Consider the following 16443-nt stretch of genomic DNA (forward strand, 5'->3'; position numbering starts at 1 on the left):
CGAGGTGAGCGCAGTCGAGGAATCGACCCGCGCGTCTGCGTAAAGCGGGCCCGGCCCCGGGTACGGAGCAGGGACCGGGCGCGCTTTACCGTGCGGCGAGGGTCAGTCCTGCAGGTCCACTTCGCGGGCCACGACGGCGCCGATCTCCGCGCTGAGCCGGTCCAGCAGGTCCTGCGGCAGGGCGCTGTCCACGGTCAGCACGGCCAGCGCCTGCTTGCTGGCGTCGTTCCGGGCCACCTGCATGCCGGCGATGTTGATGTCCTGCTCGCCCAGCAGCCGGCCCAGGGTGCCGATGACGCCCGGACGGTCCTCGTAGAGGAAGACGATGACGTGTTCGCTGATCGGCATTTCCACCTCGTAGCCGTTGATGGCCACGATTTTCTGGATCTGCTTGGGGCCGGTCAGCGTGCCGGAGACGGAGATCTGCGAACCGTCCGACAGGGCGCCGCGGATGGTGAGCACGTTGCGGTACTCTTCGGACTCGGTGGTGGTGATCAGGCGGGTGTTGATGCCGCGCTGCTCGGCCAGCACCGGGGCGTTGACGTAGGAGACCTGCTCGGAGACGACGTCCCTGAACACGCCCTTGAGCGCGGCCAGTTCCAGCGCCTTCACGTCCAGCTCGGCGATTTCGCCGGCCACTTCGACGTCGATCTGGGTCACCGAGTCGTGGGTCAGCGCGGTGAAGATCCGGCCGAGCTTTTCGATCAGCGGGATGCCCGGGCGGACGTCCGGGGCGATCACGCCGCCGGCCACGTTCACGGCGTCGGGCACCAGCTCGCCGGCCAGCGCCAGGCGCACGGACTTGGCCACGGAGATGCCGGCCTTCTCCTGGGCTTCCTCGGTGGAGGCGCCCAGGTGCGGGGTGACCACCACGTTCTCCAGTTCGAAGAACGGCAGGTCGGTGCTCGGCTCGGTGACGAAGACGTCGATGGCGGCGCCGGCGATCTTGCCTTCCTTCAGCGCGTCGTAAAGCGCGGCTTCGTCGATCAGGCCGCCGCGGGCCACGTTGACCACGCACGCGGTGGGCTTCATCTTCTCGAAGGCGGCGGCACCGATCATGCCCACCGTCTCCGGGGTCTTCGGCATGTGGATGGTGATGAAGTCCGACTGCTCCAGCAGCTCGTCCAGGCTGACCAGCTGCACGCCCAGCTGCGCGGCGCGGGCGCTGGTCACGTACGGGTCGTAGGCGAGGATCTGCGTCTCGAACGCCTGCATGCGCGCGGCAATCAGGGCGCCGATGCGGCCCAGGCCGATGATGCCGATCTTCTTCTCGTAGATCTCAGTACCGGTGTACTTGGAGCGCTTCCACTCGCCGCCCTTGAGCGAGGCGTTGGCGGCGGGGATGTGGCGGGCCAGGGCCAGGATGTGGCCGACGGTCAGTTCGGCGGCGGAGACGATGTTGGAGGTCGGGGCGTTCACGACCATGACACCGGCCCGGGTGGCGGCCTTGATGTCCACGTTGTCCAGACCCACGCCGGCGCGGGCGATGACCTTCAGGTTCTTGGCCGCGGCAATGGCTTCGGCGTCCACCTTGGTGGCGGAGCGGACCAGGATGGCGTCGACGTCGGCGATCGCGGCCAGCAGCTGGGACCTGTCGGCTCCATCGGTCTGCCGGATCTCGAAGTCAGGCCCGAGGGCTTCGATGGTCGCTGGGGAGAGTTCCTCCGCAAGGAGGACTACTGGTTTTTCCACAGGGGTGTTCCTTCGCTGCAAGCATGGTGATGGCCGTGCGTATAGATGGGGGTGGGTCCAGTCTAGAACGGCTGCGGCTCTGTCCCACAGTTGTTACCGGTACCGGCCGGCCGGCATCGCCCGGAGAGACGGCGGGTCAAGGGAAACGTGACGACGACGGCGGCGCCTCCGGGGAAACACGACGACGACGGCGGGGCCACGGGAAAGGTCGCGGCTACGACGGCGGCGCCTCCGGAAACGCGACGGCCGGCGCCCGCGGTGGGCGCCGGCCGTCGGACGGACCTAGCGGGCTGCTACGCCCTCGGTGTAGTCGTCGTCGGACTTGATCCAGGAGAACAGCTTGCGCAGTTCGCGGCCGGTGGCCTCGATCGGGTGGTCTTCGCCCTTCTGGCGCAGCTCCAGGAACTCCTTGGCGCCGTTGGCCTGGTCGTCCATGAAGCGCTTGGCGAAGGAGCCGTTCTGGATGTCGGCCAGGACGGCCTTCATGTTCTCCTTCACCTCCGGGGTGATCACGCGCGGGCCGGAGACGTAGTCGCCGAACTCGGCGGTGTCGGAGACCGACCAGCGCTGCTTGGCGATGCCGCCTTCGACCATCAGGTCGACGATCAGCTTGAGCTCGTGCAGCACCTCGAAGTAGGCGATCTCCGGCTTGTAACCGGCCTCGGTCAGGGTCTCGAAGCCGTACTGCACCAGCTGCGAGGCGCCGCCGCAGAGCACGGCCTGCTCGCCGAACAGGTCGGTCTCGGTCTCTTCGGTGAAGGTGGTCTCGATGACGCCGGCGCGGGTGCCGCCGATGCCCTTGGCGTAGGAGAGCGCCAGCGCCTTGGCGTTTCCGGTGAAGTCCTGCTCGATGGCGATCAGGTCCGGGACACCGCGGCCGGCCTCGAACTCGCGGCGCACGATGTGGCCCGGGCCCTTCGGGGCGACCAGGGCGACGTCGACGTTGGCCGGCGGCTGGATGAAGCCGTAGCGGATGTTGAAGCCGTGGCCGAAGAACAGCGCGTTACCCTCTTCGAGCTTGTCGGCGATGGACTCGGCGTAGACCTTGGCCTGGACCTGGTCCGGGGTGAGGATCATGATGACGTCGGCCTCGGCGGCAGCGTCGGCGACGGAGAGGACCTTCAGGCCCTCGGCCTCGGCCTTGGCGCGGGACTTGGAGCCCTCGGCCAGGCCGACGCGGACGTCGACGCCGGAGTCGCGCAGGCTCAGGGCATGGGCGTGGCCCTGGCTGCCGTAGCCAATGACAGCGACCTTGCGGCCCTGGATGATCGAAAGGTCGGCGTCGTCGTCGTAATACAGCTCAGTCACTTAGGTTTCTCCTGTTGGGATTGCGTGGAAAGGAATCAGGCGGAACGCAGCGCGCGGTCGCTCATGGAGCGGGAGCCGCGGCCAATGGCCAGCGTTCCGGATTGGACTATTTCGCGGATGCCAAACGGCTCCAGCACTGCAAGCAGGGCCTCGAGCTTATCGGCGGTGCCGGTGGCCTCCAGGACCAACGAGTCGGTGGACACGTCGACCACGGAGGCGCGGAACAAGTCTGCTGCCTGGGTTACCTGCAGCCGTGTTGCGGCATCCGCGCGGACCTTGACCAGGATGTGGTCGCGTTGCACGGAAGTTTCGGGAACCAGCTCGACAATCTTGATGACGTTGATGAGCTTGTTCAGTTGTTTGGTGACCTGCTCCAGCAGGTCGCCCTCGGCCTCGACCACCACGGTGATGCGGGAGAACCCGTCTGCTTCCGTGGGGCCGACGGCCAGAGAATGGATGTTGAACGCCCGGCGGGCGAAGAGGCTGGCGACGCGGGTGAGCACGCCCGGGACGTCCTCCACCAGCACTGAAAGGGTATGGCGGGACATTCCTAGTCCTCCTCTTCCCACTCGGGGGTCATGTCGCGGGCAATCTGGATCAGGTCGTTGCTCACGCCGGAGGGGACCATCGGCCACACCATCGCGTTGGGGCTGACCACGAAGTCGATCACCACGGGGCGGTCGTTGATCGCCAGCGCCTGCTGGATGGTGGCGTCGATGTCCTCCGGACGTTCGCAGCGCAGGCCCACGCAGTCGTAGGCGTCGGCCATCTTCACGAAGTCCGGCACGCGCACGGTGTCGTGGCCGGTGTTCAGGTCGGTGTTGGAGTACCGGCCGTCGTAGAACAGGGTCTGCCACTGGCGGACCATGCCCAGCGAGGAGTTGTTGATCACCGCGACCTTGATGGGGATGTTGTTCAGCCGGCAGGTGGCCAGTTCCTGGTTGGTCATCTGGAAGCAGCCGTCGCCGTCGATGGCCCAGACCACGCGGTCCGGGTTGCCCACCTTGGCGCCCATCGCGGCCGGCACCGAGTAGCCCATGGTGCCGAGGCCGCCGGAGTTCAGCCAGGCGTGCGGGCGCTCGTACTTGATGAACTGCGCGCTCCACATCTGGTGCTGGCCCACGCCGGCAACGTAGACGCCTTCCGGTCCGGTCAGCTCGCCGATCCGCTGGATCACCTGCTGCGGGGCCATCAGGCCGTCGTCGGGCTCGGCGAACCCCAGCGGGTAGGTCTCGCGCAGCCGGTCCAGCGTGGCCCACCAGGCGGAAAGGTCCGGGGTTCCCTCGGCGGCGAACCGCTCGCGGCAGGCCTCGGCCAGCTCCGGAATGATCTCCTTGACCGAGCCCACGATCGGCACGTCGGCGGTGCGGTTCTTGGAGATCTCCGCCGGGTCGATGTCCGCGTGGATCACCTTGGCGCCCGGGGCGAAGGTGCTGAGCACGCCGGTGACGCGGTCGTCGAAGCGGGCGCCGAGCGTGATCAGCAGGTCGGCCTGCTGCAGCGCGGTCACCGCCGAGACGGAGCCGTGCATGCCCGGCATCCCCACGTGCTGCGGGTGCGAGTCCGGGAACACGCCGCGGGCCATCAGCGTGGTGGCCACCGGGGCGCCCACCAGTTCGGCCAGCTCGCGCAGCTCCTGCGACGCGTGGGCCTTGATCACGCCGCCGCCCACGTAGAACGCCGGCCGCTCCGCCGCGGCGATCAGCTTGGCGGCCTCGCGGACCTGCTTGGAGTGCCCGCGGACCACGGTGCGGTAGCCGGGGATGTCGATCTTCGGCGGCCAGGAGAAGCTCATCGTGGACTGCTGGGCGTCCTTGGTGATGTCCACCAGCACCGGGCCGGGGCGGCCGGTGGTGGCGATGTGGAACGCCTCGGCCAGCACGCGGGGAATCTCCTGCGCCTTGGTGACCAGGTAGGAGTGCTTGGTGACCGGCATGGTGATGCCGACGATGTCCGCTTCCTGGAACGCGTCCGAGCCGATCACGGCCGAGGAGACCTGCCCGGTGATCGCCACCATCGGCACCGAGTCCATGTGCGCGTCGGCAATGGCGGTGACCAGGTTGGTGGCCCCCGGGCCGGAGGTGACAATGCAGACACCGGCGCGGCCGGTGACCATGGCATAACCCTGTGCGGCGTGGCCTGCACCCTGTTCATGACGGACCAAGACGTGGTTGATCTTGGCCGAATCCATGAGCGGGTCGTAGGTGGGGAGGATGGCCCCGCCCGGCAACCCGAAGACGTCATCGACGCCCAGTTCTTCCAGCGAACGGACAACGGCTTGTGAGCCGGTCATTTCCGTGGGCGGCACGATGTTGTTCGGCCCGACTACCGGGCTGAGGCCGTCCACGACGGAAGAGACAGAGGCAGCTACATCTTTGGTTTTGAGGGCGTCGGGCGAGGCCGGCGCCTTATTGGCCATCAGCGAGGGGCTGATTGGCGATCCCTTAGTCATCGGATTTCCTTTGCGGATCTTTATGTTCTCTGATGTGCTTGCCGTCCTCCGCGAGCGGGGGAAGGCCCTGTTCTCTTCTGCAAATAAAAAAACCCCGTCGAGCCGGTTGGCTCCGATGGGGTTTCGCGCGTGACGTGGTCGTGCCAGACGGGCGGTTACGCCACGCGCTTGGTAAGGACGACCACGGATACGCTTTGCATGGCTTCAGTCTCGTGCCACGCGGATATCAGTGTCAACCTGAGACATCGCCGTCTCACTATTTGGGCACTTGAGTCCAAAAGATGGACTCTGCGCCCTGGGAGGGGTACGACGGCGGGCGCCCGGCTCGCGGAGGGAGGCGCCCGCCGTCGTGGTTCAGCTGCAGTACGCGCCGGTGGAGGCGGAGTTCACCAGCTTGACGTACTTGGCCAGCACGCCGGTGGTGAACTTCGGCGCCAGCGGCTCCCAGCCCACCCGGCGCGCTTCCAGCTCGGCCTCGTCGACCAGCAGGTCGAAGCTGCGGGCCGCGATGTCCACGCGGATCACGTCGCCGTCGCGCACGAACGCGATCGGGCCGCCATCGACCGCTTCCGGCGCCACGTGCCCGATGCACAGGCCGGTGGTGCCGCCGGAGAACCGGCCGTCGGTCAGCAGCAGCACGTCCTTGCCGAGCCCGGCGCCCTTGATGGCGCCGGTGATGGCCAGCATCTCGCGCATGCCCGGGCCGCCCTTGGGGCCCTCGTAGCGGATGACCACCACGTCGCCGGCCTTGATCTGCCCGTTGTCCAGCGCGTCCAGGGCGCCCTGCTCGCGTTCGAACACGCGGGCGGTGCCCTCGAAGACGTCGGCGTCGAAGCCCGCGGACTTGACCACGGCGCCTTCGGGAGCCAGTGAACCGTGCAGGATGGTGACGCCGCCGGTCTTGTGGATCGGGTTGTCCAGGGCGCGCAGGATCTTGCCGTCCGGGTCCGGCGGGTTGATGGCCGCCAGGTTCTCGGCCACGGTCTTGCCGGTCACGGTCAGGCAGTCGCCGTGCAGCAGGCCCGCATCCAGCAGCGCCTTCATCACCACCGGGACGCCGCCGATCTTGTCCAGGTCGAACATCACGTGGCGGCCGAAGGGCTTCATGTCGGCCAGGTGCGGGACCTTGTCGCCGATCCGGTTGAAGTCGTCCAGCGTCAGGTCCACCTCCGCCTCGCGGGCGATCGCCAGCAGATGCAGCACGGCGTTGGTGGAGCCGCCGAAGGCCATGGTCACCGCGATGGCGTTCTCGAAGGCCTTCTTGGTCATGATGTCGCGGGCGCGGATCCCCTTGCGCAGCAGGTTCACCACGGCCTCGCCGGACTTGTGCGCGAAGTTGTCGCGGCGGCGGTCCGCGGACGGCGGCGCGGCCGAACCCGGCAGCGACATGCCCATGGCCTCGCCGATGGAGGCCATGGTGTTGGCCGTGTACATGCCGCCGCAGGCGCCTTCGCCCGGGCAGATGGCGCGTTCGATCGAGTCCAGGTCCTTGCGGCTCATCTTGCCGGCGGCGCAGGCGCCCACGGCTTCGAAGGCGTCGATCAGGGTGACTTCCTTCTCCGAGCCGTCCTCCATCTTCGCGAAGCCGGGCATGATCGTGCCGGCGTAGAGGAACACCGAGGAGAGGTTCAGGCGGGCGGCGGCCATCAGCATGCCCGGCAGCGACTTGTCGCAGCCGGCGAGCAGCACGGAACCGTCGAGGCGCTCGGCCATCATGACCGTTTCCACCGAGTCGGCGATGACCTCGCGGGAGACCAGCGAGAAGTGCATGCCCTCGTGCCCCATGGAAATGCCGTCGGAGACGGAGATGGTGCCGAACTGCATCGGGAAACCGCCGCCGGCGTGGACGCCTTCCTTGGCGCCTTGGGCCAGCCGGTTCAGCGACAGGTTGCAGGGGGTGATTTCGTTCCAGGAGCTGGCGATGCCGATCTGCGGCTTGACGAAGTCCTCGTCGCCCATCCCTACGGCTCGGAGCATGCCGCGCGCCGGAGCGGCGTGGATGCCATCGGTTACTACCCGGCTACGGGGCTTGATGTCTGGGGTTGCGTCCGCACTCATGGCATCGATTCTATGACCCGCGCCGCCATGGCAGGGCCATATTACGACGGCGGCGCCTCGCCCGGCCCGGCGCCCGCGTCCCGGGCCGCCCGGATCCGGCCGCCCTTAGCCCTGGTTTGGGCCGCCCGGATCCGGCCGCCCTCAGCCCTGCTGGCTGCCCGGATCCGGCCGCCCTCAGCCCTGCTGGCTGGCGATCGCCGCCGCCTCCTGCTGCAGCATTCCGATCACGCGGTGCACGCTGCTGCGCTCGGCCACATCGCTGCGGGCCAGCACCACGATGGTCCGGCTGGCGCGGATCCCCTCCAGCGGGCGCATCACGAAGCCGCGGGTGGACTGCGCCTTCCGGGAGGTAAACCGCGGCACCACGGCGAGCCCGTGACCGGCGGCCACCATGGCCTCCATCACGCGCAGGTCGGCGTAGCGTGTGGTGCGCTTGGCGAGCCTGCCGGTGCGCGCTTCGATCTGGCGCAGCACCTGCTCGAACGGAAAGCCCTGCGGGACGCCGATCCACGGGTGGTCCACCACGTCCTCCGGCCTGAGGACGTCCAGTGCCGTCAGAGGATGGCCGGCGGGCATGGCCACGTCCAGTGGTTCGTCGAGCAACGGAAGCACGGTGATGCCGCTGCGGGCGAAGGCCTCGGCGCCCTGCTGGCTGTGGGCCAGCACCAGGTCATAGTCGGCCGCCAGCGGCAGGAACCCCTCGACGGACGGGTCTTCCAGGCAGGGGTCGAAGTGCAGCCCCTCGATCTCCTGCAGCCGGTACATCAGTCCCGGCAGGAACATTTCCGCCGCGCTGGGAAAGAACGCGGCACGGATTTGGTTTTGCCAGCCGCTGCGGTAGCCGTCCACGGTGGCTTGCGCCCGCTCCATCGCCGCGGAGACGTCCGCGGCGGCTGCGGCCATGGCCAGCCCGGCCTCGGTCAGCCGCACTCCCCTGCCGGCCTTCTCCACCAGCGTGACGCCCACCTCCCGCTGCAGCGCCTTCAACTGCTGCGAGACGGCCGAGGCTGTGATCTTCATCGCAGCGGCGGTGGCGACGACGGACCCGCGGTCGCCCAGTTCCCGCAGAATCTGCAGCCGCCTCATGTCCATAAAGAGATACTACATAGTGAGGTAAGTAACGTCAGCTTGAACTTGACGGTTGCCCCGGTTGACAATAGTGGCATGACAGTCTCAGTTGCCCTGACCGCAGTAGGGATGGCCGCCGTCCTGGCGCGCCTCGCCGTCGTTGTCCGCCGTGACCATGGCCCGGTGCCGCGCAGCCACACGTGGGAGACCGACCATTCGGCCATGCCGGTGAAAGCGGTCGACGCCGTCTGACTTCCCCTTCAATCAAGCGCCGGGCACCACATGGGCCAGGCGCTTTTTTGTGGGCCCGGTTCCTTAGACTGACGGCAGCGCCCCGCGCTTCCGGCGCCGCAGGCGCCAGCTCCCCCGCCCGATCACGCACTTCCGAAGGCCACATGCCCACCAGTGACGAACTCAAGGACGCGCTCAGCGCCATCTTTGACTCCCAGATTCCCAACTACGGCGACTACAACCTCGTCTTCGCCAGCGGCCGCCAGGACGATGCGCACCGGGCGCAGGGCGGGACCGGCGACTTTTACGTGATCGGTTACCGCTGGCGGCCGCAGGAGCTGGTGATCGCGCCGTTCGACGGCTCCGCGCTGACGGCCGGCGGCACCCCCGTCGCGATCAACATGACCAACATGTCCCATGCAGTCCAGCTCGGCGGCGGGGAATACGAAGTGGGCACCAGCACCGGCAGGACGTTCCGGTTCGGTGTCCAGGCCGAAGGCCGGCTGCCCGCCGAGGGCCACACGATCGACCAGTCCGAAGACCAGCCCGACTTCCACAGCTTCATGGCGGAGCTGATCTTCCGGGCCTAGGCGCTCGCCCCGGGCCCGCAAAGCATCGCCTCGACCTCCCGGTCCGCCTCACGGATCTGCCCCCGGGGACCGGCCTCGGGCGGCTATGGACACTGCCCTGTCCCGCACGTAACGTCGGGACCGGATGCAGCACAACCATCAACCGAAGGTGAAGGCCATGGACCGGAGATGGGGAATCAGGACCGCCCTCGCAGCCACCATCGCGACCGCCCTGCTCTGCCGGTTGCTTAGCCGCAGGTCCCGCTCCCCGGAGGCCGGCTCCCCGGCCGCCCCCACGCCGACTAACCCGACGCGCACCGCCTCCGAGGCCCGATCCACGCCGTCTAACCCGGCACGCGGCCCATCCGAGGCGGGATCGACGCCGGCGAACCTGACGCACACCCCCTCCGAGGCCGCCCCCACGCCATCGAACCCGGCGCATCCCCCCTCCGGCACGGCGAGCGGGAACCCCGCGATCGGCCGCGCGGCGCCGGCCGCCGACGAAGACCTGATGGTGGAGGAGACCATGCCGGAGTCCCCCGGCGACACCGGCACGGCGGCCGCCGGCGGCTTCGGCGCCGATGAGCCGGTGCCGGCCGATGTCGAGGACGCGGCAGCGGAGCAGGCGGCCGTCACAGACAAACCGCTCTACGATGAGACCGAATGGCTCGGTTACGCGGGCGAGGCGGTCATCGAACCGTCCGTCGAGGCCGAGGATGGAGACGGAGCGGACCGGAAACGAGGCTGACGGATGGACGACGAAGCGGATCGGCGCATCCAGCCGCTTCGGTTTGCCCCCTTGGCCCTGGCCGTGGCGCTGTCCACCGTCCTGGCCGGTTGCAGCGGCGGCAGCGGCCGGCCGGACACTGGCGGCGGCGCCGGGACCAGCCCGGCCGTGGAGGCGGCAGCCTCGGGCCTGGCCGATCCGTGGTCCATAGCCGTACTGCCCGACGGCAGCGCACTCATCTCCGAGAACGACACCGGCCTGATCAAACACGTGGTCGACGGCGAAACGGTTGCCGCCGTGCCCGTGGAATCTGCGCTGGAAACCACCGGCGAGGCCGGCCTGCTGGGGCTGGAGCCCAGCCCGGATTTCGACGCCGATGCCCGACTCTACGTCTACCTCACCTCGCCGGAGGACAACAGGGTTCTCAGCTACCGCTGGGACGACGGCCGGCTCAGCGACGGGCAGGAAATCGTCACCGGCATTCCCAAAGCCGGGATTCACAACGGCGGACGGCTCAAGTTCGGACCGGACGGTTACTTGTACATCGCCACCGGCGACGCCGCCGATTCATCCCGCTCCCAGGATCTCTCTTCTTTGGGCGGCAAGATCCTGCGGGTCACGCCCGACGGCGACCCTGCCCCCGGCAACCCCTTCGGCGACAGCCCGGTCTACAGCTTCGGCCACCGCAATGTGCAGGGGCTGGCGTGGGACGCCGACGGCAGGCTCTGGATCACGGAGTTCGGCCCCGACCGGGACGACGAGCTGAACCTGATTGAGCCCGGCGGCAACTACGGCTGGCCCGACGTTACCGGAGCCCCCGGCGACGAGCGGTTCATCGACGCCAAGGTGGTCTGGCCGTCCACGGCCGATGCCTCCCCCAGCGGCATGGCACTGGTGGACGGGACGGCGTGGATCGCTGCGCTGCGCGGCCAGCGGCTGTGGCGGGTAGAGCTCGACGGCACCGAGGCCGGAGAACCCGAGGCCTTCTACGAAGGAGAATACGGCAGGCTGCGTGACGTGGCCGCTGCCCCGGACGGCCGGCTCTGGGTGCTCACCAACGGCACCGACGAGGACCGGATGCTGGCGGTTCCTGTGAAGTAGGCGACAAAGGCCGCCTCAATTTCACATTCGCGGAAATGTCCTGCTAGAGTTACATGTCGTTGCGAGGGAAAAAGCTTCCGGGAAACCGCCGCCTGACCCTCACCGACAGCTGCACCTCTAGCTCAACTGGCAGAGCAATTGACTCTTAATCAATGGGTTCCGGGTTCGAGTCCCGGGGGGTGCACAACCAAAACCCCGTCTGACTGGCGCAAGCCGGACAGACGGGGTTTTTCCGTTCTCCGGACGGCTGAGCAAGGCCTCCGGGGAAGAAACCGGCGCCCGCAGCCTCCCTAGCCATGCTTCGCGAGCTGATGAATCCGCTCGATCACGCGGACGACCTCCAAAGCCTCCCTGGGATCGACCGGGATGGGCCCGCTTCCCCGAATCGCCTGAGCCGCAGCCCGGTAAAACCCAAGGTAGTCGCCCCTTTCGGTCGGCACAGCAACGGGTGCGGGATGGCCCGGCGCCCGGATGCCGAGCGTGCCCCACGTGCTTTCGGCCTCGACACCAAACCCTGGATCGGTTGGGACTGCACCGGCTGCCAGGGCCGGCTCCTGGCCGTCCAGGCCGTAGCTGACGTAGGCGTTTTCGGTCCCCAGGACGCGGAAGCGGGGCCCGGCCTGTGCCGCCACCCGGCTCATCCAGAGCCGCGAACGCACGCCGTTCGAGTGGAATAACTCAAGGAGGCTGACGTCGTCGTTGCCACCGCCATCACGGACAGTGCGCACGTCGGCACGGACCTCTTCAACCGGACCGAACAGCACCAAGGCCTGGTCTATGAGGTGGCTGCCCAAATCAAAAGTGATCCCGCCTGCCAAGCTCGGAGGCGTCGTATCCTGCCAGCGGTCGACGACTTTGGGTGCCCAGTGCTCGAAGCTCGATTCAAACTGATAGACGCGGCCCAGATGCCCCTCGGCCAGCACCTTCCGCACGGTTTGGAAGTCCCCGTCCCACCTGCGGTTCTGGAACACGATCAGGGGTTTCCCGACGCGTTCTGCCCGTTCGATCAGTTGCTCGCCGTCGCCGACCGTCGGCACGAAGGGCTTGTCCACGATCACGGCCAGGCCTGCGTCCAGTGCTGCCAGCCCTTGGTCCACATGGGTGTGGGGAGGGCCGGCAAGCACCACCAATTCCAGATCCAGGCCAGCAGCCAGCATTTCGTTGGCGTCTGCAACAATTTCTGCGTCGGGATGGTCCCTCGCGGCCTGCAGCTTGCGTTCCGGGTGGGCCGTCGCGATGACGCCCAAGGAGAACTCCGGAAGGGCACCGAGGAAGGGCCCATGGAAGACTTTGCCGGCCAGCCCGTAGCCCACCAAACCGGTGCGGACGGGCCGCGAAGGGCCTTCGGCGTTCGACATACCGGAAGATTACTCTTGTGCCATAATTTGTTCAAGGAATAAACAATTGATGGCAGCGGGGATGGAGTAGCCTGCGGTTGAACGATAAGTTACGCAGTTGTTTCTTGTCCACAATCCAGGGAGGCTTGGTTGAATTCAGCAGACGCGCCGGCGCGCACCAGCCACGGGCGGCTGCCGGCCCAGCGGGCGGGGAACAACCTCGACAGCATTCGCCGGCATAACCTCTCCACCATTCTTCAGTTCGTGCATCATGCCGGCCCCGTCCCGCGCTCTGAGCTGACGCGGAAAACAGGGCTGAACAGGTCGACAGTCGGCGCCTTGGTCGGCGAGCTGGCCGAGCTCGGACTGGTCTTGGAAACCAGCCCCGATTCAAGCAACGGTGTCGGGCGGCCGAGTGCCGTCGTGCGCCCCAACCCGGCGACGGTGGCGATCGCGGTCAATCCCGAGATCGACGCGGTGACCGTCGGTGCCGTCAGCCTGGGCGGGGTTGTCCAAAAACGGATCCGCTACGAGACAGACAAGGCTCCCAGCGTCCGGGAGGCAGTCAACATCAGTGCGGCGATCATTGAGGGAATGAAGACCGACGGGACCCGAATCGCAGGGATCGGCGTCGCGGTACCGGGTTTGGTGCGGACCCAGGACGGACTCGTGCGGCTGGCCCCGCATCTGGAGTGGACGGATGAACCGATTGCCGAAATGCTGGCCACTGCCACCGGGTATCCCGTGAAAGCGGCCAACGATGCAAGCCTTGGTGCTCTTGCCGAAAGAACCTTTGGGGCCGCCCGACGGGTCAGTGACCTCATTTATCTCAATGGCGGGGCGAGCGGCATCGGCGGCGGGATCATCAGCGGAGGCCACGCCCTGACGGGCGTCGCCGGTCACGCCGGAGAGCTGGGCCACACCCGGATTCGAAGCGGCGGAGGGCTTGATACTGCCCGCGCCCGAGGCACCCTGGAGTCCGAAGTTACCCGCGATGCCCTGCTTGACGCCCTCGGACTGGCATCCGCGGACGTGGACGAACTGGAGGAGGCGCTGCTTTCGTCCACTTCTGCCGAGGTTCGGGCTGTTGTGGACCGGCAGCAGGAGTACCTCGCCATTGCCCTTGGCAATGCAATCAACATCCTGAATCCGGAGTTGATCATCCTGGGCGGCTTTCTGGGTTCCTTGCACGCCGCTGATCCGGAGCGGCTGGAGCGCCTCGTTTCCCGGGAATCACTGCCGGTTTCACACCAAAGCGTCCACATCTCCCGGCCGCAGCTGGGCGCCAACCTTCTCATGGTCGGCGCGGCTGAACTGGTATTCGCTGACCTTCTGGCCGACCCGGCTGCCTACTCCTTCGTCGCCTGACCAGGCGCGCGTCCCCCGACGAGGGGCGCTGCTACTGCTTGACCGGTTTCACGTTGTCGAGAACCGGTATCGGCTGAGGTGCCGGTACTCCGTTCCGGCCGGAAGGACCACGGAAGGAAAGTCGGGGAAACGGCTGGAATCGGTAATCTTTTGGGGCTCAAGGCATATGCCGCTGCCGGGCCCGTAGACGGTTCCGCCGCGACCGGCCAGCGGAGGCAGCCGGTTCGCTGTATAGACCTGAAGACAGAATTCCGTGGTGTACAGCTCCATCATGCGTCCGGTTTTGGGAGAATAAAGTACTGCCGCGGGCTTGGCGCTGTCCCTGCCGGGATTGAACAGGAACGTGTTATCGATGCCCGGCCACGGCTCGGTGCCCGACTTCGGCAGGAAGGCTCCGATCCGCCTCAGCTTGCGGAAGTCGAAAGCCGACCCGGCGACCGGCAGGTGGCTACCGGTCGGAATGAGCTCCCAATCCGTCGCCAGGATGTAATCCCCGTCAACCATCAACTGCTGATCGGTCACGGGCCCCGCCCCATCCCCGTCCATATTCCAGTAAGCGTGATTGGTCATATTCACCGGGGTGTCCGCATCCGCCCTGGCCGTGAAGAGGATCGACAACTCGTTGGCGTCGGAGAGTGAGTACCGGACCCGCGCGGAGAGGTTTCCCGGATAGCCTTCTTCGCCTTCGGGGCTGCGGTATTCAAAACTGACAAAGTCGCCCTGCGCCGGCTCCGGGGACGTATCCGATCGGGACCACAGGACGCGGTCAAAACTTCGGCTGGGTCCGCCATGGAGATGGTTCCGGCCCTCGTTCGCGGCAACGGGAAAGGTGACCCCTGCTGAGGAGAACCGGCCGCCCGCAATGCGACCCGTTGTTCGGCCGATCGTTGCGCCTAGGTAGCAGTTCGCGTGGCGGCGGTAATCGTCCACAGAGTCGAACCCGAGCACCACGTTTTCGAGCCTGCCGCCCCTGTCCGGCAGGAGCAGTTCGACGATCCTGGCTCCGTAAGGGTCCACCGTCAGGCGGGTGCTGCGCGCATTGGCGAGGACCAGGCCCGTCTCCTGCCTGCCGAAGCCCGCCTGCTTCTTCACGCCGCGCCCTCGGTGTGACGGCGGAACCACGTCTCTTGCGGTTCGGCATGGCTGCGATACTGATCCCGGATAAGAGGCCACGGATCGGGTCGCAGCTCCGCATCGAAGTGCGGCGGCCAGTCAGGGCGTACTCCGCCCAGGACCCAGGCGGCCTGCACCGCGGCCCCCTCGGCCACGTACTCGCCGGGTACCGGAACCGAGACCGGCATATCGAAGACCTGCGCGGCAATCGACCGCACCGCCCGGTTCTGAGCACCCCCGCCGATCAGAAGGACCCGCTCGGGAAGGGCACCGGCCTGCCGCAGCGCATCAAGCCCGCCGGCGAGACTGCACAGCATTCCTTCAACGGCAGCGCGCGCAAGGTTGGGCCTTGTCATAGCGGTCAGCGACAGCCCGTGAAGACTGCCCGTCGCATTGGGCAGGTTTGGGGTGCGTTCCCCTTCGAACCAGGGGATCAGGACGGCTCCCCCGGCTCCGGGGGGAGCCTCCAGGGCGAGACGCGAGAGCTCGTCGTTGTCGACGCCCAGCACCTCGGCGACGGACGTCAGGATGCGGGCCGCATTGAGCGTGGTCGCAATCGGGAGGAAGGCCCCTGCAGCGTCTGCAAAGCCGGCGACGGAACCTGTCCTGTCCCGATGCAGTTCGGCGGACGAGGCGAACACGGTTCCGCTGGTGCCGATCGAAACGATGGCTTCCTGGCCGGAAGCGTTCAGGCCCAGCGCCGCAGCGGCATTATCTCCGGCTCCCGCGCCCAGAATGACTCCCCCGGGTGTCTTTCCCGCCGGCTCATGGGGGCGGAGGACACTGGGCACGATGGCAGCATGTCCGAGGGCCAAAGTGAACAGATCCATGTCGTACCGGTTCACCTCCGGATCCCAATAACCGGTACCGCTGGCATCCGACCGGTCTGTCCTGAGTTCTTCAAGGACCGGCCCAAGCGGACTTGAAGCGGCCGGTCCATACCCACGCAGCCGCCAGGTGAGCCAGTCGTGGGGAAGAGCGACCGCGGCGACCTTTGCTGCTTTGGCGGGTTCGGCGTCACGCAACCACCGCAGTTTGCTCGCGGTGAAAGACGCTACCGGAATCAGCCCCGTCCTTTGCACGTATTCATCGGCGCCCACTTCGCGCACCAGGGCAGCGGCAGCGCCCGCGCTGCGGGTGTCGTTCCAGAGCAAAGCCGGCCTGATCACCCGGCCCTCCTTATCGAGGGCCACCATCCCGTGTTGCTGTGCTGCTACGGCAAGGCAGCTGACCGAGCCAAGACCTCCCGCCTCGGCCAGCGCTGCCTGCAGCGCATTCCACCAGGCCTCCGGGTCAACTTCGGTGCCCGCCGGGTGGGTGGCCCGTCCCGCGGAAACCACCCGGCCGGAGCGGGCATCCCGGAAAACCACTTTGCAGCTTTGTGTCGAAGAATCAACACCCGCGACAAGCGCCACGATG

General features: G+C 67.3%; 14 protein-coding genes and 1 tRNA gene. 6 read left to right on the forward strand and 9 right to left on the reverse strand.

Annotated features, from left to right (window positions below):
- Positions 1-102: 102 nt before the first annotated feature.
- From serA to AC5RUP_RS12285, 6 genes are all read right to left on the reverse strand, one after another.
- Positions 103-1692, reverse strand: a complete 1590-nt coding sequence (serA, locus tag AC5RUP_RS12260; protein WP_494154132.1) for a phosphoglycerate dehydrogenase — start codon at positions 1690-1692, stop codon at positions 103-105.
- A 282-nt stretch (positions 1693-1974) separates the two neighbouring features.
- Positions 1975-3000: a ketol-acid reductoisomerase gene (gene ilvC, locus AC5RUP_RS12265; protein ID WP_493941723.1), complete on the reverse strand. Its 1026-nt coding sequence runs from the start codon at positions 2998-3000 to the stop codon at positions 1975-1977.
- 35 nt (positions 3001-3035) lie between these two features.
- Complete coding sequence (gene ilvN / locus AC5RUP_RS12270; RefSeq protein ID WP_493979937.1) at positions 3036-3548, reverse strand: acetolactate synthase small subunit; 513 nt, start codon at positions 3546-3548, stop codon at positions 3036-3038.
- 2 nt (positions 3549-3550) lie between these two features.
- Positions 3551-5452 carry an acetolactate synthase large subunit gene (locus AC5RUP_RS12275; protein WP_494154131.1) on the reverse strand — a complete coding sequence of 634 codons (1902 nt, stop codon included), beginning with the start codon at positions 5450-5452 and terminating at the stop codon, positions 3551-3553.
- 354 nt (positions 5453-5806) lie between these two features.
- Complete coding sequence (ilvD, locus tag AC5RUP_RS12280; protein WP_494067105.1) at positions 5807-7510, reverse strand: dihydroxy-acid dehydratase; 1704 nt, start codon at positions 7508-7510, stop codon at positions 5807-5809.
- 174 nt (positions 7511-7684) lie between these two features.
- Positions 7685-8602: a LysR family transcriptional regulator gene (locus tag AC5RUP_RS12285; RefSeq protein WP_494131744.1), complete on the reverse strand. Its 918-nt coding sequence runs from the start codon at positions 8600-8602 to the stop codon at positions 7685-7687.
- Positions 8603-8674: 72 nt separating this feature from the next.
- Between AC5RUP_RS12285 and AC5RUP_RS12290 the strand changes: the two genes are divergently transcribed.
- The 5 genes from AC5RUP_RS12290 (at position 8675) to AC5RUP_RS12310 (ending at position 11390) form a co-directional block, all read left to right on the forward strand.
- Positions 8675-8830 carry a hypothetical protein gene (locus tag AC5RUP_RS12290; RefSeq protein WP_494000036.1) on the forward strand — a complete coding sequence of 52 codons (156 nt, stop codon included), beginning with the start codon at positions 8675-8677 and terminating at the stop codon, positions 8828-8830.
- 143 nt (positions 8831-8973) lie between these two features.
- Positions 8974-9399, forward strand: coding sequence for a hypothetical protein (locus AC5RUP_RS12295; RefSeq protein ID WP_494091403.1), 426 nt, complete (start codon positions 8974-8976; stop codon positions 9397-9399).
- Between the two features lie 157 nt (positions 9400-9556).
- Complete coding sequence (locus AC5RUP_RS12300) at positions 9557-10126, forward strand: hypothetical protein (protein WP_494158588.1); 570 nt, start codon at positions 9557-9559, stop codon at positions 10124-10126.
- Positions 10127-10129: 3 nt separating this feature from the next.
- On the forward strand, positions 10130-11206 hold the full coding sequence (locus tag AC5RUP_RS12305; protein ID WP_494158589.1) for a PQQ-dependent sugar dehydrogenase: 1077 nt from the start codon (positions 10130-10132) through the stop codon (positions 11204-11206).
- A 111-nt stretch (positions 11207-11317) separates the two neighbouring features.
- Positions 11318-11390 (forward strand) — tRNA-Lys (locus AC5RUP_RS12310).
- Positions 11391-11496: 106 nt separating this feature from the next.
- On the opposite strand, the gene AC5RUP_RS12315 is transcribed toward AC5RUP_RS12310, so the two are convergent.
- Positions 11497-12564, reverse strand: a complete 1068-nt coding sequence (locus AC5RUP_RS12315) for a Gfo/Idh/MocA family protein (RefSeq protein WP_494153421.1) — start codon at positions 12562-12564, stop codon at positions 11497-11499.
- A 129-nt stretch (positions 12565-12693) separates the two neighbouring features.
- Between AC5RUP_RS12315 and AC5RUP_RS12320 the strand changes: the two genes are divergently transcribed.
- Positions 12694-13911: an ROK family transcriptional regulator gene (locus AC5RUP_RS12320; RefSeq protein WP_494131748.1), complete on the forward strand. Its 1218-nt coding sequence runs from the start codon at positions 12694-12696 to the stop codon at positions 13909-13911.
- A 48-nt stretch (positions 13912-13959) separates the two neighbouring features.
- Here AC5RUP_RS12320 and AC5RUP_RS12325 read toward each other — a convergent pair whose 3' ends face one another.
- A complete protein-coding gene (locus AC5RUP_RS12325; protein WP_494158590.1) occupies positions 13960-15084 on the reverse strand; it encodes an aldose epimerase family protein in 1125 nt (374 codons plus the stop codon).
- A complete protein-coding gene (locus AC5RUP_RS12330) occupies positions 15000-16439 on the reverse strand; it encodes an FGGY family carbohydrate kinase (RefSeq protein WP_494153419.1) in 1440 nt (479 codons plus the stop codon). The genes AC5RUP_RS12325 and AC5RUP_RS12330 overlap by 85 nt, the downstream gene beginning before the upstream one ends.
- Between the last annotated feature and the right edge of the window lie 4 nt (positions 16440-16443).

The sequence above is a fragment of the Arthrobacter sp. Y3223151 genome, assembly GCF_059091125.1.

Excerpts from the sequence above, each read along its gene's own strand:
- AC5RUP_RS12300 (WP_494158588.1), top strand. The coding sequence starts at position 9,557 with ATGGACCGGAGATGGGGAATCAGGACCGCCCTCGCAGCCACCATCGCG.
- AC5RUP_RS12275 (WP_494154131.1), bottom strand. The coding sequence starts at position 5,452 with ATGACTAAGGGATCGCCAATCAGCCCCTCGCTGATGGCCAATAAGGCG.
- AC5RUP_RS12315 (WP_494153421.1), bottom strand. The coding sequence starts at position 12,564 with ATGTCGAACGCCGAAGGCCCTTCGCGGCCCGTCCGCACCGGTTTGGTG.
- AC5RUP_RS12285 (WP_494131744.1), bottom strand. The coding sequence starts at position 8,602 with ATGGACATGAGGCGGCTGCAGATTCTGCGGGAACTGGGCGACCGCGGG.
- AC5RUP_RS12290 (WP_494000036.1), top strand. The coding sequence starts at position 8,675 with ATGACAGTCTCAGTTGCCCTGACCGCAGTAGGGATGGCCGCCGTCCTG.
- ilvD (WP_494067105.1), bottom strand. The coding sequence starts at position 7,510 with ATGAGTGCGGACGCAACCCCAGACATCAAGCCCCGTAGCCGGGTAGTA.
- ilvN (WP_493979937.1), bottom strand. The coding sequence starts at position 3,548 with ATGTCCCGCCATACCCTTTCAGTGCTGGTGGAGGACGTCCCGGGCGTG.
- AC5RUP_RS12295 (WP_494091403.1), top strand. The coding sequence starts at position 8,974 with ATGCCCACCAGTGACGAACTCAAGGACGCGCTCAGCGCCATCTTTGAC.
- AC5RUP_RS12305 (WP_494158589.1), top strand. The coding sequence starts at position 10,130 with ATGGACGACGAAGCGGATCGGCGCATCCAGCCGCTTCGGTTTGCCCCC.